We start from the raw sequence: 20,261 nt of genomic DNA, 5'->3' as shown, positions 1-20,261 counted from the left end.
GCCTTGTTATGATCATTCGGCTGCGTCGGGCAGCTGGCCGGCGTTCGCGTCCTCGATCTTCGAGTTCTCGAGCTCGACGGACAGGCCGAGAGAGCGCATTTCCTTGACGAGAACGTTGAAGCTCTCCGGAATGCCTGCCTCGAACGTGTCGTCGCCGCGCACGATCGCTTCGTAGACCTTGGTACGGCCGGCCACGTCGTCCGACTTCACGGTCAGCATTTCCTGCAGCGTGTAGGCGGCGCCGTAGGCTTCGAGCGCCCAGACTTCCATTTCGCCGAAGCGCTGGCCGCCGAACTGCGCCTTGCCACCGAGCGGCTGCTGGGTAACCAGCGAGTACGGACCAATCGAACGCGCGTGGATCTTGTCGTCCACGAGGTGGTTCAGCTTGATCATGTACATGTAGCCGACAGTCACCTTGCGGTCGAACTGTTCGCCGGTACGGCCGTCGTAGAGGACCGACTGACCGGACGGATCGAGGCCTGCCCTGGTCAGCATCGCTGCGACGTCCGGCTCATGCGCACCGTCGAAGACCGGCGTTGCGATCGAAAGGCCACGCTTGGACTGCTCGGCCAGACGAACGAGAGAGTCGTCGTCGAAGCTTGCAACTTCAGCGTTTGCCTCACTCTGATAGGCTTCGGTCAGCTCTTTCTTCAAGTCGGTGATATCGTTCGACCTGCGGTAATCTTCGAGCAGCGCACCGATACGCTTGCCCATGCCTGCGCAAGCCCAGGCCAGGTGCGTCTCGAGGATCTGACCGACGTTCATGCGCGAAGGCACGCCGAGCGGGTTCAGAACGATGTCGACATGCGTGCCGTCTTCGAGGAACGGCATGTCCTCGACCGGAACGATGCGCGACACGACGCCCTTGTTGCCGTGACGGCCGGCCATCTTGTCGCCCGGCTGGATCTTGCGCTTCACAGCGACGAAGACCTTGACCATCTTCATGACGCCCGGAGGCATTTCGTCGCCGCGCTGGACCTTTTCGACCTTGTCCATGAAGCGCTGTTCAAGGCGCGACTTGGATTCGTCGTACTGACCGCGGAGCGCTTCGATTTCGCCCTGCACCTTTTCGTCCTCGACTGCGAACATCCACCACTGCGAGCGGGGATATTCGGAGATGACGGCGTTGGTGAGCTCGATGCCCTTCTTGAAGCCCTTCGGACCGGCAACCGACATCTGGCCGCGCAGCATGTCCGTCAGACGGCCATAGACGTTGCGGTCAAGAATTGCCTGTTCGTCGTCGCGGTCCTTGGCGAGGCGTTCGATTTCCTCACGCTCGATCGCCATGGCGCGTTCGTCCTTCTCCACACCGTGACGGTTGAAGACGCGGACTTCGACGACCGTGCCGAACGTGCCCGGAGGCATGCGCATGGAAGTGTCGCGGACGTCGGAGGCCTTTTCACCGAAGATGGCGCGCAGAAGCTTTTCTTCCGGCGTCATCGGGCTTTCGCCCTTCGGAGTGATCTTGCCGACGAGGATGTCGCCCGGCTGAACTTCGGCGCCGATGTAGACGATGCCGGCTTCGTCGAGGTTCTTCAGCGCTTCTTCCGAAACGTTCGGAATGTCGCGCGTGATTTCTTCCGGACCAAGCTTGGTGTCACGCGCCATCACTTCGAATTCCTCGATGTGGATGGAGGTGAACACGTCGTCCGACACGATGCGCTCGGAGAGCAGGATCGAGTCTTCGTAGTTGTAGCCGTTCCAGGGCATGAACGCGACGAGCGCGTTGCGGCCGAGCGCCAAGTCACCAAGGTCCGTCGACGGGCCGTCGGCGATGATGTCGCCCTTGTTCAGGATGTCACCGACGGCGACCAGCGGGCGCTGGTTGACGCAGGTGTTCTGGTTCGAACGCTGGAACTTCTGCAGACGATAGATATCGACGCCAGACTTCGACGGATCGAGGTCTTCGGTGGCGCGGATAACGATACGGGTCGCGTCGACCTGGTCGACCACACCGCCACGGCGGGCAGCAATCGCTGCACCGGAGTCGCGGGCGACGACCGGTTCCATGCCGGTGCCGACGAACGGAGCTTCAGCACGTACCAGCGGCACGGCCTGACGCTGCATGTTCGAGCCCATCAGAGCGCGGTTGGCGTCGTCGTTTTCCAGGAACGGGATGAGAGCGGCCGCGACCGAGACAAGCTGCTTCGGCGAGACGTCCATCAGGTTGATGGTGTCGCGCGGGGACAGCATGACTTCGCCGGCATGACGGCAGACGACGAACTCTTCCACGAAAGAGCCGTTCTTATCCAGCTCGGCGTTCGCCTGTGCCACGTAATACTTCGCCTCTTCCATAGCGGAAAGGTAAAGCACTTCCTTCGTCACGACGCCGTCGATGATCTTGCGGTACGGGCTTTCGATGAAGCCGTACTTGTTGACGCGGGCGAAGGTGGCAAGCGAGTTGATCAGACCGATGTTCGGGCCTTCCGGCGTCTCGATCGGGCAAATACGGCCGTAATGGGTCGGGTGAACGTCGCGGACTTCGAAGCCTGCGCGCTCGCGGGTCAGACCACCGGGGCCAAGTGCCGAAAGACGGCGCTTGTGGGTGATTTCCGAAAGCGGGTTCACCTGGTCCATGAACTGCGACAGCTGCGAGGAACCGAAGAATTCGCGAACCGCGGCAGCTGCCGGCTTCGCGTTGATCAGGTCCTGCGGCATGACGGTGTCGATTTCGATCGACGACATGCGTTCCTTGATGGCGCGCTCCATGCGGAGCAGGCCGAGGCGATACTGATTTTCCATCAGTTCGCCGACGGAACGGACGCGGCGGTTGCCGAGGTTGTCGATGTCGTCGATTTCGCCCTTACCATCGCGCAGTTCGACCAGCATCCGGACCACGGCCAGGATGTCGTCCTTGCGGAGCGTGCGGACGGTATCGGCAACTTCGAGGTCGAGACGCATGTTCATCTTGACGCGGCCGACGGCGGAGAGGTCGTAACGCTCCGCATCGAAGAACAGCGAGTTGAACATGGCTTCGGCCGATTCCATCGTCGGCGGTTCACCCGGGCGCATGACGCGGTAGATGTCGAACAGAGCGTCCTGACGGTTCTCGTTCTTGTCGGCGGAAAGCGTGTTGCGGATGTAGGCGCCGACATTGATATGGTCGATGCCGAGAACCGGAATCTCGTCGAAACCGGCGCTCAGGATGATCGGTAGGGTCTTTTCGTCGATTTCGTCGCCGGCTTCGAGGTAGATCTCGCCGGTTGCCGCGTTGACGATGTCTTCGGCAAGATAGTTGCCGTAGATGTCGTCATTGGTCGCCTTCAAGGCCTTCAAGCCCTTCTCCGTCAGCTGACGGAGAAGACGCGGGTTGAGCTTCTTGCCGGATTCGACAACCACTTCGCCGGTATCGGCGTCGATCATGTCGGAAAGGGTCTTCGCACCCTTCAGGGTTTCCGGCTGGAACGGAATCCGCCAGCCTTCGCCGTCGCGCTGGTAGGACGACTTCGTGTAGAAGGTCGACAGGATTTCTTCGCCGTCCATGCCGAGCGCCATCAGCAGCGAGGTCACGGGGATCTTACGGCGGCGGTCGATACGGGCGTAAACGATATCCTTGGCGTCGAATTCGATGTCGAGCCAGGAACCGCGATACGGAATGACACGGGCTGCAAAGAGCAGCTTGCCGGAAGAATGGCTCTTGCCCTTGTCGTGGTCGAAGAAGACGCCCGGCGAACGGTGCATCTGGGACACGATCACACGTTCGGTGCCGTTCACGATGAACGTACCGTTGTCGGTCATGAGCGGCATGTCGCCCATGTAGACGGACTGTTCCTTGATGTCCTTGATGGACTTGGCGCCCGTATCCTCGTCGATATCGAACACGATGAGACGCAGCGTCACCTTCAGCGGCGCTGCATAGGTCAGATCGCGCTGACGGCATTCTTCCACGTCGAACTTCGGCAGTTCGAATTCGTAGGACACGAATTCGAGCATGGAGGCGCCGGAAAAATCGGTGATCGGGAAGACCGACCGGAAGACAGCGTTCAGACCTTCGTCCGGACGACCGCCCTTCGGTTCATCGACCATCAGGAACTGGTCATAGGATGCCTTCTGAACCTCGATGAGGTTCGGCATCTCTGTGACTTCGGGGATTTTTCCAAAAAACTTGCGTACGCGCCTGCGACCATTAAAGGAAAGGGTCTGAGCCATCGTCGCTCCTTCAAAATTGCATCCGGGCCTGCAACGGACGGGGTTCGCTGGCCAGTCGATCCCGTCGATCAATGGGTATTCTCAATCTCGTCCCACCTCTCGAACACGCCAGGCCGGATTGCCTTTTCTGTTCGATTCGGGACCATCCTCTTGAGAACCCATTACCCAGGAACCGTTTTGACGGTTCCTGGGTAATACGTTCGGAGGAAATGGGCGGGAGGGGAGACCCTCCCGCCGCATTCCGATATTACTTAACGTCGACCTTGGCGCCGGCGTCCTCAAGCTTCTTCTTGAGGTCAGCGGCTTCAGCCTTGTTGACGCCTTCCTTGACAGCCTTCGGAGCGGCTTCAACGAGATCCTTGGCTTCCTTGAGGCCCAGACCGGTGATGGCGCGGACTTCCTTGATGACGTTGATCTTGTTGGCGCCGGCATCAGCGAGGATGACGTCGAACTCGGTCTTTTCTTCTTCAACGACAGCAGCAGCAGCGCCACCGCCAGCAGCAGCAACGGCTACGGGAGCAGCTGCAGATACGCCCCACTTCTCTTCGAGCAGCTTGGAAAGCTCAGCAGCTTCCAGAACGGTCAGAGCAGAGAGGTCTTCAACGATCTTTGCGAGATCAGCCATTTTGATAGTTCCTTATATTCGGTTCGAACTTGATTTGGGTATGAACAGCGAAAAACCGCCTTAAGCGGCTTCCTCGTCCTTCTTGGCGTAGGCCGCAAACACGCGGGCAAGCTGGCTTGCCGGTGCTGCAACAACCGTAGCGACGCGGGTAGCCGGGGCATTCAAGAGGCCCAGCAGCTTGGCGCGAAGCTCGTCCAGCGAAGGCAGGGTCGCAAGCGACTTGACCGCATCCGCAGTGAGCGTGGTTGCACCCATGGAACCGCCCAGAACAATGATCTTGTCATTGGTCTTGGCGAAATCCATGACGACCTTCGGAGCCGTTACCGGGTCTTCGCTGAATGCGATCAGCGTCTGACCCTTGAAGAGATTCGACATCCCTTCCGACTCCGTACCCTGAAGAGCGATCTTGGCCAGACGGTTCTTCGCGACTTTGACGGTGCCGCCAGCAGCGCGCATCTTCGAACGAAAATCGTTCATCTGCGCAACTGTGACACCAGCATAGTGGGCCACGACAACCGAACCAGAAGCCTTGAAGACTTCGTTCAGCTCCGTGACAAATTCGCGCTTTTCCGCTCTTTCCACTGTCTGTCTCCAGTTGACGGGACCGCAATCCTGCAGGCCCCATCGAGTTGCCTTTGCCTCAAGGGATCCCTTGATTAGGACCCCAAGCGACGCTTGAGGATCCTGTCCCCTCGCACTGTCGCCACAGGGGCTCCAGGCACAAGGCACACTAGGCTCGAACCGAACTCAAAAGTGCGAGGCACTTTATAAATCTCGGGTCTTACCCGTCTCATGCAGGCATCAAGTGATTAAGGTCGAAACCACCCGCAATCTCGGACAGGAATTCCCAGGTTTCCCTGGGAAATTCCCGGCCCCGAAGGACCGGGAATTCATGCAGTCCGGAACCCGAAGGCTCCGGACGAAACTTTTAGATCGTCACCGTCGACGGATCGATCTTGACGCCCGGACCCATGGTCGAGGAGATCGCTACCCGCTTGAGGTAGTTACCCTTGGCGCCAGCCGGCTTGGCCTTGATGACGGCGTCAGCGAAGGCCTTGATGTTCTCTTCGAGAGCCTTGGCTTCGAAGGAGGCCTTGCCGATACCGGCGTGGATGATGCCAGCCTTTTCGACGCGGAACTCGACAGCGCCGCCCTTGGAAGCCTTGACGGCACCCGCGACGTCCATGGTGACGGTTCCGACCTTCGGGTTCGGCATCATGCCACGCGGGCCGAGAACCTTACCGAGACGACCGACGAGCGGCATCATGTCCGGGGTGGCGATGCAGCGATCGAAGTCGATCTTGCCGCCCTGGACGATTTCGACGAGTTCTTCAGCACCGACGATATCCGCACCGGCTGCCTTGGCTTCGTCAGCCTTGACGCCACGTGCGAAAACGGCAACGCGAACGTCACGGCCAGTGCCGTTCGGCAGATTGACCACGCCGCGGACCATCTGGTCTGCATGACGCGGATCAACGCCGAGGTTCATCGCGATTTCAACGGTTTCGTCGAACTTGGCGATCGCACGTTCCTTGACCATCGAGATGGCGTCGGTGAGCGCTACGAGCTTGGTCGGATCCACGCCTTCGCGGATCTTCTGAATACGCTTTGCAAGCTTTACCATGTTAAGCCACCACTTCCAGGCCCATGGCGCGGGCAGAGCCCTCGATCATGGCCATTGCGCCTTCGAGATCGGCCGCGTTCAGATCCTTCATCTTCGCCTGGGCGATGGTCTGGATCTGAGCCTTGGTCAGGGTGCCAGCCTTGGCGCCCTTGCCCGGGGTCTTGGAACCCGAGGTGATCTTCGCTTCCTTCTTCAGCCAGTAGCTGACAGGAGGCTGCTTCATCGCGAAGGTGAAGGACTTGTCCTGGAAATAGGTGATGACGACCGGGATCGGCATGCCCTTTTCCATTTCCTGCGTGGCGGCGTTGAATGCCTTGCAGAATTCCATGATGTTGATGCCGCGCTGACCAAGTGCAGGACCGATCGGCGGGGACGGATTGGCCGACCCTGCCTTTACCTGCAGCTTGAGGTGGCCCATAACTTTCTTAGCCATAACTCTCTGCCTTTCGAGAGACCGGTTACCCGGCTCATTGGAGACCGGTTTCCCGGTCCGATATGCCGGCTTTCGCCGGCGGCTGCGGTTGCGTGGTTCGGTCAGAATGCCCGGCTAAGGCACCATTCCTCCCACGCGCTTGCGGCAAACGCCGCGCGAGACCCACCGAATAAACGGCAGGCCTCAATTCGAAACTGATCAGACCTTTTCGACCTGAGCGTATTCCAGCTCGACCGGGGTCGCACGGCCGAAGATCGAGACCTCGACCTTGAGGCGCGAACGCTCCTCGTCGACATCCTGAACGGTGCCGTTGAAGGACGCGAACGGGCCGTCCGATACGCGAACCTGCTCGCCGATCTCGAAAGTGATCGACGACTTCGGCCGCTCGACACCTTCCTGGACCTGACCAAGGATACGCTCGGCCTCGAAGTCCGGAATCGGAACCGGCTTGTTGTCGGAACCGAGAAAACCGGTGACCTTCGGCGTGTTCTTGATCAGGTGGTAGGCTTCGTCGGTCAGGTTGGCCCGGACCATGACGTAACCCGGAAAGAACTTGCGCTCGGAATCGACCTTGCGGCCGCGACGCACCTCGACCACCTTTTCGGTCGGCACGAGGATCTTCTCGAACAGATGCTCAAGCCCCTTCTGGCGAGCCTTGTTCTCGATGTCCTCGGCCACCTTCTTCTCAAAATTAGAATATGCGTGGACGATGTACCAACGCGCCGCCATCTTTATTCTCCAGAAATCAAACGCTGACGTTCAGTACGAGACGGAGTAACCATCCCATGAGCTGGTCTGCAGCGAAGAAAAACAGCGCAGCGAACACAACCATAACCAGAACCATGGCCGTGGAGATCATGGTCTCGCGACGCGACGGCCAATGGATTTTCAGCGCTTCGGATCGAACCTGGCGCAGAAACGTAACTGGATTGGTCTTGGATGCCATTGATTGCCCACGCAATTACGGCGCGTAAAGCTGAACTTGCTCAGCCCCACGCACCGCGTGTCTGTTTTGACCTACATAAACACCCCTTCCCCTTTACACAAGAGGGAAAACAGTGTTCGATGAAATTTCGCCGTTTTGCACGGCGGCCATTTCCGACAATTCCGCTGCGGATAATCTCGCGCCAATCATCTGAAAGTGGCAGGGGCGGCCGGGCTTGAACCGACGACCTGCGGTTTTGGAGACCGCCGCTCTACCAACTGAGCTACACCCCTTCAACCTTGGCGGAACATAAACCGGAGGACCCGGCCTCGCCGCCAACTGGCTAGGCGCTCCCTTTAAGGGGATGCGCTGCGCTTTGCAAGAGCATTTTTGATATCCGGACCGTTCTACCCGAGCTTTCGGTCGGACCCGTCAGGCGCCTCGGCAAAGCGAACGCCCGAAAGCGCCGCCCCGCAGCCGCCTGCGCTGATTTCCTTGCCCGGACGACCGATCCGCAATGGCTCCGATTGATCGACAGAGGCTCCCCCGGGTCGACCGGGAGGCGATTCGCGACAGGAAACAATCGATGGCGCCGCGCTTACACCAGTAGAATCAATCGCGGACGCGCATTTAGCTTCTTCCGCAATGAGTCACCGCACGGAGACTTATAGGCTGAGGTGGATGTTTGCCCGCCTCCCCTGCCGGCATCCGCCAATGCCACAGTCGGCCCTGACAAGCGTCTGGCTGCAGCGCACGCCTGGCATCGCGTGAGGCTCGGCAATCTGCGATGTGCATGCCCCGCGGCAAAAGTCGTTTCCGTTACGAGAGCGAGCTTTTTCAAAAACTGACTCAGGGTGAGCCACCAGATTGACTCAAGGTCAGGGCTTGAAAGCAAAAGGCCCCGCCGTTGCCGGCAGGGCCTTTGCTATTTGATGTCGCTATCGATTACTCGATGATCGAGGCGACGATGCCGGCGCCGACGGTGCGGCCGCCTTCGCGGATCGCGAAGCGCAGCTTTTCTTCCATCGCGATCGGAACGATCAGCTCGACTTCAACGGTGACGTTGTCGCCCGGCATGACCATTTCCGTGCCTTCCGGCAGCGACACGATGCCCGTCACGTCCGTCGTGCGGAAGTAGAACTGCGGACGGTAGTTGGTGAAGAACGGCGTATGACGGCCGCCTTCTTCCTTCGTCAGGATGTAGGCTTCGGCCATGAACTTCTTGTGCGGCTTGACCGAACCCGGCTTGCAGAGAATCTGGCCACGCTCGACGCCGTCACGGTTCACGCCGCGAACGAGAGCGCCGATGTTGTCGCCGGCCTGGCCCTGGTCGAGCAGCTTGCGGAACATTTCAACGCCGGTCACCGTCGTCTTCGAGGTCGGGCGGATGCCGACGATCTCGACTTCTTCGCCGACCTTGACGATGCCGCGCTCGACGCGGCCGGTCACGACCGTGCCACGACCCGAGATCGAGAACACGTCTTCAATCGGCATCAGGAACGGCATGTTGATCGGACGCTCAGGCGTCGGGATGTAGGCGTCGACGGCGGCCATCAGCTCGCGGATCGAATCTTCGCCGATCTTCTTGTCCGAATCTTCAAGAGCAGCCAGCGCCGAACCCTTGACGATAGGAATGTCGTCGCCCGGGAAGTCGTAGGACGACAGAAGTTCGCGCACTTCCAGCTCGACGAGCTCAAGAAGCTCGGCGTCGTCGACCTGGTCGACCTTGTTCAGGAACACAACGATCGCCGGAACGCCGACCTGACGGGCGAGCAGGATGTGCTCGCGGGTCTGCGGCATCGGGCCGTCGGCAGCCGAGCAAACCAGGATCGCGCCGTCCATCTGCGCCGCACCGGTGATCATGTTCTTGACGTAGTCGGCGTGGCCGGGGCAGTCGACGTGGGCATAATGGCGGGCCGGCGTCTCATATTCGACGTGCGCCGTCGAAATGGTGATGCCGCGAGCCTTTTCTTCAGGAGCCGCGTCGATCTGGTCATAGGCCTTGTACTCGCCGAAGTACTTCGTGATCGCGGCCGTCAGCGACGTCTTGCCATGGTCAACGTGACCGATCGTGCCAATGTTGACGTGCGGCTTGTTGCGCTCAAACTTGCTCTTTGCCATTGAATGCTTCCTGTGAACATAAGGGTGGACCCGGCGACCGGGTTTGGTGTCGCCGTTTAAGGCTTTCCACTAGAATGCGCAAGACATAATTACGACGCGCGCCCGGACAAGGGGAGCAGGCGAAATCGGCTTGAAAATGCCCCGGGGCGGCCGGTTCAGCACGCGCTCAGTTCAAGATCCAGACCGGCCCTGACTTCGGGCTTCAGCGAATTGACGAGCGCCAGAAGCGCAAAAAAGCCCCGCGGCCGGGTAAGGCCGCGGGGCTCCAGGTCCGCCTTGATGACGCCAGTATAACACGGAAGTTTGTTCCGGGATCGTTTGTCAGCTGCCGTACCTACCGGCGGCCCCTCGCACCGGATGCGCGGCTCAAAACGATGCAGGGAAACATGCCTCGTTCCGGTCGATGGAGGCTTCTGGTGTCCTACAGCTTGGCGCAAGCCGCACGATCGCCGGACTCGCTTCGACAGGGACGCAGGAAAGCGTTGCACCGATTGGCACGCCGTTATTGTAAATCGTTGAGATTATGGAGTGGGTAGCGGGATAAACCGATGCTAATCGGTGATACGAAGTGTGCCGCGTTGGCGCGCGGATGCCCGCCATAATTTACGCCGGGCCTCTTCCGTTTCCAGATGTCGATATTTTCCACCAGAAAATTTGGGCCAGTCGAGGGCCAAGCCAGCGCGGACAAGTTCAGCGGACAGGTCGCGCCCGTCAGGCAGGAAGCATTCGGCAACCACCCGATCGTATGACAGTTCTGGCTTGACCAGAGCCGTCACTATCTGACCCTTACAAAGTTGGGCAAGCGCCCACTTCGACTGCTTGCCAAAGGGATGGTTGAGTTCGGGAGCATCGATCCCGGCAAGCCGAATTCGGACCTTGTCGATGATGATGGTGTCCCCGTCAACTACCCAACAGCGTCCGCGCAGCACAGTTTCCACCGGGATCACCGGGGCTGGTTGAGGAACAACGATAACTGATTTTTGCCAAGTTGGTCGAGGCAGTTCCCAAGCTGGTGGAGGCGGCCTGCGTTTGCTGCCGACAAACAGCCGAACCAACATTTTTAGCAGCCTCATGCACGTCCCCCGAATGCAAGATCATCCCATGCCCCATTCGGGCGACAGCAATGACCTTTACGCAATTCAGACTTGTAGGGAAGAGGTCATTTCGCCGGAAGGGTCTGACGCTTGTATCAGGAGCTAGCGATTTTCCGTGGATAACCCGTGAGGCACGTCACTGATCTCTCTACCGAGTGCTTCCAGCCGCGATCTCCTCGCCTACTTCCGTCCGTATCACTGGCGCAGCTTTGACCGAGGGTTTAAACGAGCTACATCAGCTTGCGATTGATATCGAACGAAATGGCCAGCTTTTTGGCTAACGTTGCTAGGCGCTCAAAAGCTTATCTTGTGAAAACAAACCCTTGGGGAATATTGGAGCGGGTAGCGGGAATCGAACCCGCGTATTCAGCTTGGAAGGCTGCTGCTCTACCATTGAGCTATACCCGCGGTGTGGTGTCCGATCAGAGACGAATGGTGGAGAGAGTTGGATTTGAACCAACGTAGGCTGAGCCAACGGATTTACAGTCCGTCCCCTTTAACCACTCGGGCATCTCTCCAGTTTTTCGTCCGGATCGTGAGACCAAGTTCGTCAGACCTTGAAGCTTGCCGCCCCTTGATCTGCGCCGCGTATATGACCGCCTCGTTCTCGTCTGTCAACACGAGGAAGAAGCAAAAATGACGAAAATAAATCAGTCGCTCTTTCGATCCGCCTCCCCGTCGAGGGCTTTGCCCGGAGAGCGAGGATGGCTATAAGACCTGATGAGCAAGGACGACAAACAAGACAAATCCACCCGCGACACCCATTATGCGACGCTTCGGCGCGCGGTGCGCGACTCCAAGCGCGAGCGCGGAGAAATTCCGACGCCGCCCTTGAAGCGGCCGAAGTCCAACAAGGACTGGAAGCCGCCGCAGCTTCAGGCGGAACAGGTCTTCCTTTATGGCCTGCACACGGTGCGCGCCGCCCTCGACAATCCCGAGCGCAAGCTCATCAAACTGTCGGTGACCCAGAACGCCTTCGCACGGCTCGATATCGGCGAACCGGAGACATTGTCCTTTCCGATCGAATTCGTTTCGCCCCAGGATATCGACAAGGTGCTCGGCCCCGAGGCCATCCACCAGGGCGTGATGCTGGAAACACGCCCCCTACCCGTCCGCCGGCTGGAAGGCTTGAAACAAAGTCCGCTTCTCCTCGTCCTCGACCAGGTGACCGACCCCCACAATGTCGGCGCGATCATGCGCTCGGCGGTCGCTTTCGGTGCCGGCGCGGTCATCACCACCCAGAGACATAGCCCGACCGAATCCGGCGTGCTCGCCAAATCCGCCTCCGGGGCACTGGAACTGATACCTTATATACAGATCACCAATCTCGCCGATGCGATCGAGGAACTGCACCGGCTCGGCTTCCAGACGATCGGGCTCGATTCGGAAGGCCCCGCTCCGCTCGAAGGCACATTCGCCGGCGGCCGGATCGCTCTGGTGCTCGGCTCAGAGGGCAAGGGCCTGCGGCAGAAGACCCGCGAGACGGTCAACGCGCTTGCCCGCCTCGACATGCCGGGCGCCATCAAGTCGCTCAACGTCTCGAACGCCGCCGCGATCGCGCTCTACGCGACACAGCAGCATCTCGCCAAGGTGGGTTGACCTGCGCCGTTTAAGACTCCCAAGCGCGGGGCAAACGTGTCATGGAAGTCTTACGCAACCGACGTGACCAGCCGCCATGGAATTCATGCTCGCTACATTCGAAAAAGCCGCGCTGCTCGCGGGCAAGGCCATCCTGGACATCTACAGAGCTGGGCCGAGCACCAGCTACAAGGCCGATCGGTCCCCGGTCACGGAGGCGGACGAGCGGGCTGAAGAGATCATCCTTGCCGAACTCGCCCGAGCCTTTCCGGAGATTCCGGTCATCGCGGAAGAATCGGTGGCGATGGGACGCATCCCGTCGATCGAAGGGCGCTCCTTCATCCTCGTCGACCCCCTGGACGGTACCAAGGAGTTCATAAACAACCGCGAGGATTTCACGGTCAACATCGCGCTGATCGAGGGTGGCGTGCCGATCCTCGGGGCCGTGTATGCCCCTGCCCTCAAGGTCGCCTATCTTGGCGGCGGCGGACGGGCGGAAAAACTCGTCGTCAACGACGATTTCGCGGTGACGAGCCGGGAGCCGATCGTCGCAAGGCCGGTCGGGAGCCGGCCGATCTGCGTCGCCAGCCGCTCTCACAATTCCGCCGAGACCGAGGCCTTCCTCGAAAAATCAGGCGCCGCCGATATCCGCAGCATTGGTTCCTCGTTGAAATTCTGCCTGCTGGCGGAGGGTGCCGCCGACCTCTATCCCCGCTTTGGCCGGACCATGGAATGGGACACGGCCGCTGGTGACGCCGTGCTCCGTGCCGCCGGCGGCAGCACGGTCACGCTCGACGGGGCGCGGCTTACCTATGGCAAGACCGGCCGCGTGGACATGCTGGATTTCGCCAATCCCGATTTCATCGCCTGGGGGTCGCGGCCTGGAAACTCCTAGCCGTCGTCCTATTGTCATCACCCGGTAACATTGGCCAGTCAGGGCGGCCTGCCGGGGTAACGCCCGACCCAGGCCCGTGACAGGCAGCCAAGCCGACGCGTTGCATTCCCTTTCGGATGCGCTTAGGAAACCGCTGCGCGTGAGATTGCCGGATAAGGATGAGGATTATTGATGCGTATTGTGATGGTTGGATCGGGTTATGTCGGCCTCGTGTCGGGAGCCTGCTTTGCGGATTTCGGACATGACGTGATCTGCGTCGACAAGGCTGCCGAAAAGATCGAGGCGCTGAAACAAGGCGTCATCCCGATCTTCGAGCCGGGCCTCGAGGCGCTGGTCGAATCGAACGTCAAATCCCGACGCCTTTCCTTCACCACCGAGCTTGGCCCCGCGGTGGCCGATGCCGATGTCGTCTTCATCGCGGTCGGCACGCCGTCCCGTCGCGGCGATGGCCATGCCGATCTCGGTTATGTCCATGCCGCAGCACGCGAAATCGCCGAAGCGCTGACCGGCTTCACCGTCATCGTCACCAAGTCGACCGTTCCGGTCGGCACCGGCGACGAGGTGGAGCGGATCATCCGCGAAGCCAATCCGGATGCGGATTTCGCCGTCGTCTCCAACCCGGAATTTTTGCGCGAAGGCGCTGCTATCGAGGACTTCAAGCGTCCTGACCGGATCGTGGTCGGCCTTTCCGACGAGCGCGCCCGCGGCGTGATGACGGAAGTCTACCGTCCGCTCTATCTCAACCAGTCGCCGCTCCTCTTCACCAGCCGCCGCACCTCCGAACTGATCAAATACGCCGCAAACGCCTTCCTGGCGATGAAGATCACCTTCATCAACGAGATGGCCGACCTCTGCGAACGCGTCGGCGCCGACGTCCAGGACGTTTCGCGCGGCATCGGCCTCGACGGTCGCATCGGCTCGAAATTCCTGCATGCCGGCCCCGGCTATGGCGGCTCCTGCTTCCCCAAGGACACGCTGGCGCTCGCAAAGACCGCGCAGGACTATGACAGCCCTGTCCGCCTCATCGAAACCACCATCGCCGTCAACGATACCCGCAAGCGCGCCATGGGCCGCAAGGTGATCGCGGCTGCCGGCGGCGACGTGCGCGGCAAGAAGGTCGCCGTCTTCGGGCTGACCTTCAAGCCGAACACCGACGACATGCGCGACAGCCCGGCGATCGCCGTCATCCAGACGCTGCAGGATGCAGGCGCGATCGTGTCCGGCTACGATCCGGAAGGCATGGCAAACGCCAGTCAGATGATGGATATCGAATTCGCCAGCGGCCCCTACCAGGCCGCCGAGGGTGCGGATGTGGCGGTTCTGGTGACCGAGTGGAACGAATTTCGCGCACTGGATCTCGAGCGTTTGAAGTCCGTCATGAAGAGCCCCATCCTCGTCGACCTGCGCAATGTCTATCGAGCGCCGGAAGTCGAAGCGCACGGCTTTGCCTATTCCGGCGTCGGAAAACTGCGCTAGAATAGCCGCCAAGACGGCGGGCCGGCGGGAACCTCGGGCTCAGCCCAAGGATGGTGTCGCATGACCATGCAAGCGAAAATCGTCTGGGCCATGACCGCGGTGCTGACCGCATCGCCGTCGGCGCTGGCCCAGCCCCAGACGCAGTCCCAGCCGGTACGCTCTGCCGAACAACACATATCGTGTTCGGCCTTCTATTCGATGCGCAAGATCATGGCCAAGGAGTTCGGCAAGAGCGACACGGCCGAGGGCACCGTTTCCCGCGACGAAGAGCATATGCATGCGGCGCTGGTGATCCTGCAGGACAATCACTATCCGCGGAACGAAACGACGGCGCTTTTCGAGAGACAGACGCAGCAGATGCTGGAAAAGACGCAATCGATGGCGGAAGCGGATTTCGTCGCGCTGGACCAGTCCTGCCAGTCTCTTCTGGAGCAATCCAGGCGATAGGCATTCCGGTCGCCTGTTCCTGCCGCCGAAGGCTTTCAAGCCGCGACGTGATTGGGCATATTGCATGTCGATGATGTTTCGCCGTCTCATGCAAACAGGTTTGGGCCAAACAGGTTTGGGCTTGTCTTTGGCCGTCGCTCCCTTTGGCGGGAGCATCCATGCTGCGGAAGAGACGGCCGCCCCCGAATGCCGATACGAGCGTGCGGCATCGGATGAGATTGGCCGATTGTGCATTCGTCCCGACGCCTACAACGAGGATCTCTGCCATGTCATGGAGCAACTGGCGGTAACGAACGGGCTGCCGCCGGAATTCTTCGCGCGCCTGATCTGGCGGGAAAGCCTGTTTCGGCCGAACGCGGTGAGCCCGAAAGGCGCGGAAGGTATCGCCCAGTTCATGCCGGCGACCGGAAAAATCCGCGGCCTGCAAAACAGCTTCGATGTCATAGAAGCCCTTGCCGCCTCCTCCCTCTATCTGAGGGAGCTGCGCGACCGTTTCGGCAATCTCGGCCTTGCCGCCGCGGCCTATAATGCCGGCGAAGCCGGGCTGGAAACATTCCTGAAGGCCGGCCGGCTGCCGATCGAGACGCGCGACTACGTGTTTGCGATCACCGGTCACCCAGCGGAGACATGGAGGGACAATCCGCCGAAAACGGCGGCTCAGGCCCTCGTACCGCAAAAAAACTTCATCGACGGATGCATCCAGCTCGCCGCCACGAGGCGTCTCAACGAGACCGTGCTGTTCGCATCGGCGGATTGGGCGCCATGGGGCGTGCAGCTTTCCGCGCACTACAATCCGAATATCGCCAGCCAGCTGTTTGCCAACACGATCAGCCGGCTGCCGGCGCCGCTCAACGCGGAACGGGCGCTCGTCGTGCGGCAGAAACGGGGCAATTTCGGCTATCGCCCGCGCTATGCAGCGCGGATCGGCCGCGCCACCAGAGCCGAGGCGACCGATTTGTGTACGAAGATCAAGGCACACGCGGTGCCCTGCACGGTTTTCAGAAACTGAAGCGGCATGCGGCAAGCGAAGGCAGGCCTTCCGCTCGCCGCACATGATTCCCGATCAGCAGTTTTGTGCCTGCCCGGGCGCCAGAGTTCCGTCCGCATTGGGCGTTGCGGAGCCGGTACCCTGACCCTGCGGCAGATTGTTGGTCGTCGCGGAGCCGGTACCCTGCGGCAGAGTGCCGGGCGGGCATTTCGAACCGCCGGAATCGCCGGTCGTGCTGCCGGTCGTATTGGAATCAAGCGCGCCTGACCCGCCGCCATTCAGCGGAGTCGTGGTATTGCCGTTGAGCGTGCCGGAGCTGGAACCGCTGGCGCCCGAACCCGGAACGGCTCCGCTGGTTCCCGCAGAACCTGAGCCAGTAGCGCCGCCGGTTCCTGATCCTGATCCGGTTCCCGAGCCCGACTGGGCGACCGCGGCAGTGGCGAGACCTAGCGACAGTGCGCCAACGGTGAGTATCTTTACAAACATTGGGTTTCCTCTCGTGGAACTTTCCAAACATGCCCTACGGCCGTCTAACCCCGCCGACCGCATAAGGTTTCCAACGTTCTGCGCAGACCTCTCAGGCTTGCGGACGATGGCGGGGCAAAAGCCGGCGCTGCCGCAGGCATCGGCCAGGTCCACCGCAGACGCCACGGCGACCTCGATGAGGAGAAATTGATGCCAAATGCCAGGAAAGGAATGGTGCCCCCGCCAGGGTTCGAACCCGGGACCCCCTGATTACAAATCAGGTGCTCTACCAACTGAGCTACAAGGGCACTTTGGAGTGGGGAGTTACCAGATTTTCCCCTCCTGTAAAGAGAAAATCGCGGCAACATGAGATAGCGTGCATTCGAGTTGCATTGTTTCGCTTACCGGCGATGGCGCAAGGCGCTTGTCCAAAAGCCTGTTTTTCCTGTACTTAATGCCGTCCGGCCGGCATGGTCCTGTCACAGGCTCGTGTTAGCTCAAATGGTTTCAGCGTCCCTTGCGCGGCCCCTCGGGCGGCGGCACCCTTAAAGGCCCGTTCATGTCGTCCCAGACGAACAAGCTCTCCATCATCGCCTCGACGGCCCCGGAAGCACAATCCGCGCTGGAGGAACTCGTGAGGCTCTACGGCAACGTGCCCACTGCGGAAGCCGACGTGATCGTCGCGCTCGGCGGCGACGGCTTCATGCTGCAGACGCTGCACGACACGATCAATACGGGCAAAAGCGTCTATGGCATGAACTGCGGTTCGGTCGGCTTCCTGATGAACGATTATCGCGCCCAGAAACTCCATGAGCGGGTGGCCGAATCGATCGAGAACGAATTTCACCCGCTCAAGATGACGACGGTCAACGAGGATGGCTCCACGTCGGTGGCCCTCGCCATCAACGAAGTCTATCTCTTCCGGCAATCCTATCAGGCGGCCAAGCTCAGGGTGGAGATCGACGGTCATGTGCGGCTGGAGGAGCTGATCTGCGACGGACTGATGATCGCCACGCCGGCCGGTTCGACCGCCTACAATCTCTCGGCGCATGGGCCAATCCTGCCGCTGGAGGCGCCGTTGCTTGCCATGACGCCGGTCTCGGCATTTCGCCCTCGGCGCTGGCGCGGAGCGCTTTTGCCTAACCACGTCTGCGTCGATATCCACATCCTCGAACCCGAGAAGCGGCCGGTCAATGCTGTCGCCGACAATACCGAGGTGAAGTCGGTGCTGAAGGTGCGGGTGGCGCAATCGACCGAAATCACCGCGCGCATCCTCTCCGATCCGAACCATTCCTGGTCCGACCGGATTCTCGCCGAGCAGTTCAACAACTGACTCAGCGTCAACTCACGCAGATGAAACCTGTTGTCCTCGCGTGAGGCTCAGCGCTTCGGTCTAAAGGCACGCAGAAAAGTGCGGGTGGCGTTCGCCGCCATCTGGTCGATTTCCGATTCCGGCGTCTGGCGGCCCATCTGCTGATCGTAGCGAAGGTCGGCCGCCAGAAGCGCCATATACTGGCGGGCGGCAAGCGCCGGATCGTCGATCTCGAGATGACCGCCGTGAGCGAGTTGCGCCAGGCGGGCCGCAATCGCCGGATATTTCTTGCCGGGCCCGTATTCCTTCCAGGTTTCGAAAAGCTCGGGGAAGCGGGCGCCTTCGGTTTCGACCACCTTGCGCAGCCAGCGGCCGTTCGGGTCGCAGATTGCCTTGCGCAGGAGCTGGGCCGAAAACTGCGTCAGTTCGGTGTCGATATCCTGCGGCGCTACGGGAAACGTATCGAGCACGCGAAAGAAACCGGCGCTGGAGCGGTCGGTGATTTCGGCGACCACGACCTTGAAAAGATTATCCTTGTCGCCCAGCTGATTGTAGATCGTCTGGCGCGATACCCCTGCCCTTGCAGCGATCGCATCGATGCTGGCGCCGCCAAAGCCTTCCTGGGCAAAAACATCGGCTGCAGCGTTGAGGATCGCCTGGCGCTTGTTCTGCGCCGGCGGCCAAGTGTCGTAATCGCGCGGAAGCTCGGCAGACGAATTTTTCATGACATCACTATAGCGGGGCTTGACGAATTGGACAATTGTGTCCAAAATAATTTACATGATTGTTTAGGCCTATCCTCCCAAACGCGGCCGGCTCTCATATTCATCTCCCATAATCGTCTTCGCCCTGCCGTTACCACGGCAGATGTGGTGACGGGAAAGGTTTTTTCCAAATGCAAAGCAGAGCTCCTTCGCATGCCCTGTCGCTCGGGCTGCTCTCCGCTATCGGGCTTTTCGCCCTCGACATGTATCTCCCGGCATTGCCGACCATCAGCGTAAACCTCAATGCCGACAGCCATGAGGTGCAGGCGAGCCTGATCTCCTTCTTCGTCGCCATGGCGGTTTCGCAGATCGTCTACGGCCCGGTCTCCGACATGTTCGGCCGCAAGAAGCCGCTCTATGTCGGTCTCGCACTTTATGCCATCGGGGCGGTAGGGTGCGCGCTGTCGCCGTCGATCGAGTGGCTGATCGCCTTCCGGTTCCTGCAGGGCATGGGCGCCTGCGCCGGCGTCGTCATCTCCCGCGCCATCGTCCGCGACCTGCATACCGGTCCGGCCGCAGCCCAGCTGATGTCGCGGCTGATGCTGGTGTTCAGCGTCTCGCCGATCCTCGCTCCGCTTGCCGGCAGCATCGTCACCGTGTTCGGCGACTGGCGGCTGATCTTCTGGGTCATGGTCGGCGCGGGTGCCGTCGGGGCCGTCGTTGCGGTGTTCTTCCTCGAGGAGACCCGCCTGCCGGCTGCGCGCAGCGAAAGCAGCCTTTCCGGCGCGCTCAGGTCCTATGGCACGCTGCTCCGCGATCCCTATTATCTCGGGCTGGTGCTGATCGCCTCCTTCGGCATGTCGAGCTACATGATCTACGTGGCGAATTCGTCCTTCGTGCTGATCGAGCATTACGGCCTGTCGCCGACGTTCTACAGCATCGTCTTCTCGTGCAATGCGGTCGCCTTCATCGGCATGTCGCAGCTGAACGGCTGGCTCTCCCGCAAGATCGGGCTGCGGAAAGTGATCCGCGGCGCGGTGTTCGGCTATTCCACGATGATGGTCCTTCTGGCACTCGTCACCTCGCTCGGCATTGACCGTCTCGACGTCATGGCCGCCTTCCTGTTCGGCGGCTACGGCTTCCTGGGCATGGTCATCCCGACGGCGGCGGTGCTGGCGCTCGAACATCACGGCCGGATCGCCGGCACGGCGTCGGCGATGATGGGCACGATCCAGTTCGTGACCTCGGCGGTCGTGATCGGCCTCGGCGGCCTGTTCGTCGACGGCACTTCGCTGCCGATGGTGACGGTCATCGCGTTATGCTCGGTCGTGGTCTTCCTGCTGTCGCTCGTGGTGCTGCGCAGCCGCCAAGGCGCCATGGCGGCCGCGGCGGAATAACCAGCCTATCCACCCAACAAAAAAGCGG

18 protein-coding genes and 4 tRNA genes are annotated in these 20,261 nt (G+C 60.6%); 7 read left to right on the top strand and 15 right to left on the bottom strand.

Going from position 1 to position 20,261, the window contains the following annotated elements:
- Nucleotides 1-12: 12 nt before the first annotated feature.
- The 12 genes from rpoB to ACSQ3G_RS05805 all read right to left on the bottom strand — a co-directional run bounded on the left by rpoB (nt 13) and on the right by ACSQ3G_RS05805 (nt 11,489).
- Nucleotides 13-4,149, bottom strand: coding sequence for a DNA-directed RNA polymerase subunit beta (rpoB, locus tag ACSQ3G_RS05860; RefSeq protein ID WP_105437436.1), 4,137 nt, complete (start codon nt 4,147-4,149; stop codon nt 13-15).
- Between the two features lie 247 nt (nt 4,150-4,396).
- Nucleotides 4,397-4,774 carry a 50S ribosomal protein L7/L12 gene (gene rplL / locus ACSQ3G_RS05855; protein ID WP_024164302.1) on the bottom strand — a complete coding sequence of 126 codons (378 nt, stop codon included), beginning with the start codon at nt 4,772-4,774 and terminating at the stop codon, nt 4,397-4,399.
- A 60-nt stretch (nt 4,775-4,834) separates the two neighbouring features.
- Nucleotides 4,835-5,392, bottom strand: coding sequence for a 50S ribosomal protein L10 (rplJ, locus tag ACSQ3G_RS05850; RefSeq protein WP_284706807.1), 558 nt, complete (start codon nt 5,390-5,392; stop codon nt 4,835-4,837).
- A gap of 310 nt (nt 5,393-5,702) precedes the next feature.
- Complete coding sequence (gene rplA, locus ACSQ3G_RS05845) at nt 5,703-6,398, bottom strand: 50S ribosomal protein L1 (RefSeq protein ID WP_105401076.1); 696 nt, start codon at nt 6,396-6,398, stop codon at nt 5,703-5,705.
- Nucleotide 6,399: 1 nt separating this feature from the next.
- A complete protein-coding gene (gene rplK, locus ACSQ3G_RS05840) occupies nt 6,400-6,831 on the bottom strand; it encodes a 50S ribosomal protein L11 (protein ID WP_037088457.1) in 432 nt (143 codons plus the stop codon).
- A gap of 198 nt (nt 6,832-7,029) precedes the next feature.
- Entirely contained in the window at nt 7,030-7,560 is a 531-nt protein-coding gene (nusG, locus tag ACSQ3G_RS05835) for a transcription termination/antitermination protein NusG (protein ID WP_007770615.1), read from the bottom strand.
- A gap of 16 nt (nt 7,561-7,576) precedes the next feature.
- Complete coding sequence (gene secE, locus ACSQ3G_RS05830) at nt 7,577-7,777, bottom strand: preprotein translocase subunit SecE (protein ID WP_046669638.1); 201 nt, start codon at nt 7,775-7,777, stop codon at nt 7,577-7,579.
- Nucleotides 7,778-7,973: 196 nt separating this feature from the next.
- Nucleotides 7,974-8,049, bottom strand: a tRNA-Trp gene (locus ACSQ3G_RS05825).
- Between the two features lie 652 nt (nt 8,050-8,701).
- Nucleotides 8,702-9,877, bottom strand: coding sequence for an elongation factor Tu (tuf, locus tag ACSQ3G_RS05820; RefSeq protein WP_105401075.1), 1,176 nt, complete (start codon nt 9,875-9,877; stop codon nt 8,702-8,704).
- Between the two features lie 551 nt (nt 9,878-10,428).
- The gene (locus ACSQ3G_RS05815) at nt 10,429-10,950 is read right to left on the bottom strand and encodes a thermonuclease family protein (protein ID WP_436109369.1); all 522 of its coding nucleotides are present in this window, start codon (nt 10,948-10,950) and stop codon (nt 10,429-10,431) included.
- A gap of 355 nt (nt 10,951-11,305) precedes the next feature.
- Nucleotides 11,306-11,379, bottom strand: a tRNA-Gly gene (locus ACSQ3G_RS05810).
- A gap of 25 nt (nt 11,380-11,404) precedes the next feature.
- Nucleotides 11,405-11,489: transfer RNA gene (locus ACSQ3G_RS05805), tRNA-Tyr, on the bottom strand.
- Nucleotides 11,490-11,691: 202 nt separating this feature from the next.
- Between ACSQ3G_RS05805 and rlmB the strand changes: the two genes are divergently transcribed.
- The 5 genes from rlmB to ACSQ3G_RS05780 all read left to right on the top strand — a co-directional run bounded on the left by rlmB (nt 11,692) and on the right by ACSQ3G_RS05780 (nt 16,376).
- Nucleotides 11,692-12,570, top strand: a complete 879-nt coding sequence (rlmB, locus tag ACSQ3G_RS05800; protein ID WP_436109368.1) for a 23S rRNA (guanosine(2251)-2'-O)-methyltransferase RlmB — start codon at nt 11,692-11,694, stop codon at nt 12,568-12,570.
- Between the two features lie 85 nt (nt 12,571-12,655).
- Nucleotides 12,656-13,444, top strand: coding sequence for a 3'(2'),5'-bisphosphate nucleotidase CysQ (gene cysQ / locus ACSQ3G_RS05795; protein WP_436109367.1), 789 nt, complete (start codon nt 12,656-12,658; stop codon nt 13,442-13,444).
- Nucleotides 13,445-13,615: 171 nt separating this feature from the next.
- The gene (locus tag ACSQ3G_RS05790; RefSeq protein ID WP_436109366.1) at nt 13,616-14,920 is read left to right on the top strand and encodes a UDP-glucose dehydrogenase family protein; all 1,305 of its coding nucleotides are present in this window, start codon (nt 13,616-13,618) and stop codon (nt 14,918-14,920) included.
- Nucleotides 14,921-14,980: 60 nt separating this feature from the next.
- A complete protein-coding gene (locus ACSQ3G_RS05785; protein WP_436109365.1) occupies nt 14,981-15,367 on the top strand; it encodes a hypothetical protein in 387 nt (128 codons plus the stop codon).
- Between the two features lie 115 nt (nt 15,368-15,482).
- Nucleotides 15,483-16,376 (top strand): transglycosylase SLT domain-containing protein, encoded by an 894-nt coding sequence (locus tag ACSQ3G_RS05780; RefSeq protein ID WP_436109364.1) that lies wholly within the window; start codon nt 15,483-15,485, stop codon nt 16,374-16,376.
- Between the two features lie 54 nt (nt 16,377-16,430).
- Here the strand turns inward: ACSQ3G_RS05780 and ACSQ3G_RS05775 are convergent, their stop codons facing one another.
- Both ACSQ3G_RS05775 and ACSQ3G_RS05770 read right to left on the bottom strand, forming a co-directional pair.
- On the bottom strand, nt 16,431-16,841 hold the full coding sequence (locus ACSQ3G_RS05775) for a hypothetical protein (protein ID WP_436109363.1): 411 nt from the start codon (nt 16,839-16,841) through the stop codon (nt 16,431-16,433).
- Nucleotides 16,842-17,052: 211 nt separating this feature from the next.
- Nucleotides 17,053-17,128, bottom strand: a tRNA-Thr gene (locus ACSQ3G_RS05770).
- A gap of 251 nt (nt 17,129-17,379) precedes the next feature.
- On the opposite strand from ACSQ3G_RS05770, the gene ACSQ3G_RS05765 reads away from it, so the two are divergent.
- Nucleotides 17,380-18,153 (top strand): NAD kinase, encoded by a 774-nt coding sequence (locus ACSQ3G_RS05765; RefSeq protein ID WP_046636633.1) that lies wholly within the window; start codon nt 17,380-17,382, stop codon nt 18,151-18,153.
- 47 nt (nt 18,154-18,200) lie between these two features.
- Here ACSQ3G_RS05765 and ACSQ3G_RS05760 read toward each other — a convergent pair whose 3' ends face one another.
- Nucleotides 18,201-18,857, bottom strand: coding sequence for a TetR/AcrR family transcriptional regulator (locus tag ACSQ3G_RS05760; protein WP_105401418.1), 657 nt, complete (start codon nt 18,855-18,857; stop codon nt 18,201-18,203).
- 170 nt (nt 18,858-19,027) lie between these two features.
- Here ACSQ3G_RS05760 and ACSQ3G_RS05755 point away from each other — a divergent pair, with 170 nt between their 5' ends.
- A complete protein-coding gene (locus ACSQ3G_RS05755; protein WP_436109362.1) occupies nt 19,028-20,233 on the top strand; it encodes a multidrug effflux MFS transporter in 1,206 nt (401 codons plus the stop codon).
- Nucleotides 20,234-20,261 lie beyond the last annotated feature (28 nt).

It is taken from the genome of Neorhizobium tomejilense (assembly GCF_964254135.1).
Lineage (GTDB): Bacteria > Pseudomonadota > Alphaproteobacteria > Rhizobiales > Rhizobiaceae > Neorhizobium > Neorhizobium tomejilense.
The sequence above is the reverse complement of the archived record's forward strand: the minus strand, read 5'-3'. Positions and strand labels throughout refer to the sequence as shown.

Excerpts from the sequence above, each read along its gene's own strand:
- rpoB (WP_105437436.1), bottom strand. The coding sequence starts at position 4,149 with ATGGCTCAGACCCTTTCCTTTAATGGTCGCAGGCGCGTACGCAAGTTT.
- rplL (WP_024164302.1), bottom strand. The coding sequence starts at position 4,774 with ATGGCTGATCTCGCAAAGATCGTTGAAGACCTCTCTGCTCTGACCGTT.
- rplA (WP_105401076.1), bottom strand. The coding sequence starts at position 6,398 with ATGGTAAAGCTTGCAAAGCGTATTCAGAAGATCCGCGAAGGCGTGGAT.
- rplK (WP_037088457.1), bottom strand. The coding sequence starts at position 6,831 with ATGGCTAAGAAAGTTATGGGCCACCTCAAGCTGCAGGTAAAGGCAGGG.
- nusG (WP_007770615.1), bottom strand. The coding sequence starts at position 7,560 with ATGGCGGCGCGTTGGTACATCGTCCACGCATATTCTAATTTTGAGAAG.
- secE (WP_046669638.1), bottom strand. The coding sequence starts at position 7,777 with ATGGCATCCAAGACCAATCCAGTTACGTTTCTGCGCCAGGTTCGATCC.
- tuf (WP_105401075.1), bottom strand. The coding sequence starts at position 9,877 with ATGGCAAAGAGCAAGTTTGAGCGCAACAAGCCGCACGTCAACATTGGC.
- ACSQ3G_RS05815 (WP_436109369.1), bottom strand. The coding sequence starts at position 10,950 with ATGAGGCTGCTAAAAATGTTGGTTCGGCTGTTTGTCGGCAGCAAACGC.
- rlmB (WP_436109368.1), top strand. The coding sequence starts at position 11,692 with ATGAGCAAGGACGACAAACAAGACAAATCCACCCGCGACACCCATTAT.
- cysQ (WP_436109367.1), top strand. The coding sequence starts at position 12,656 with ATGCTCGCTACATTCGAAAAAGCCGCGCTGCTCGCGGGCAAGGCCATC.
- ACSQ3G_RS05790 (WP_436109366.1), top strand. The coding sequence starts at position 13,616 with ATGCGTATTGTGATGGTTGGATCGGGTTATGTCGGCCTCGTGTCGGGA.
- ACSQ3G_RS05785 (WP_436109365.1), top strand. The coding sequence starts at position 14,981 with ATGACCATGCAAGCGAAAATCGTCTGGGCCATGACCGCGGTGCTGACC.
- ACSQ3G_RS05775 (WP_436109363.1), bottom strand. The coding sequence starts at position 16,841 with ATGTTTGTAAAGATACTCACCGTTGGCGCACTGTCGCTAGGTCTCGCC.
- ACSQ3G_RS05765 (WP_046636633.1), top strand. The coding sequence starts at position 17,380 with ATGTCGTCCCAGACGAACAAGCTCTCCATCATCGCCTCGACGGCCCCG.
- ACSQ3G_RS05760 (WP_105401418.1), bottom strand. The coding sequence starts at position 18,857 with ATGAAAAATTCGTCTGCCGAGCTTCCGCGCGATTACGACACTTGGCCG.
- ACSQ3G_RS05755 (WP_436109362.1), top strand. The coding sequence starts at position 19,028 with ATGCAAAGCAGAGCTCCTTCGCATGCCCTGTCGCTCGGGCTGCTCTCC.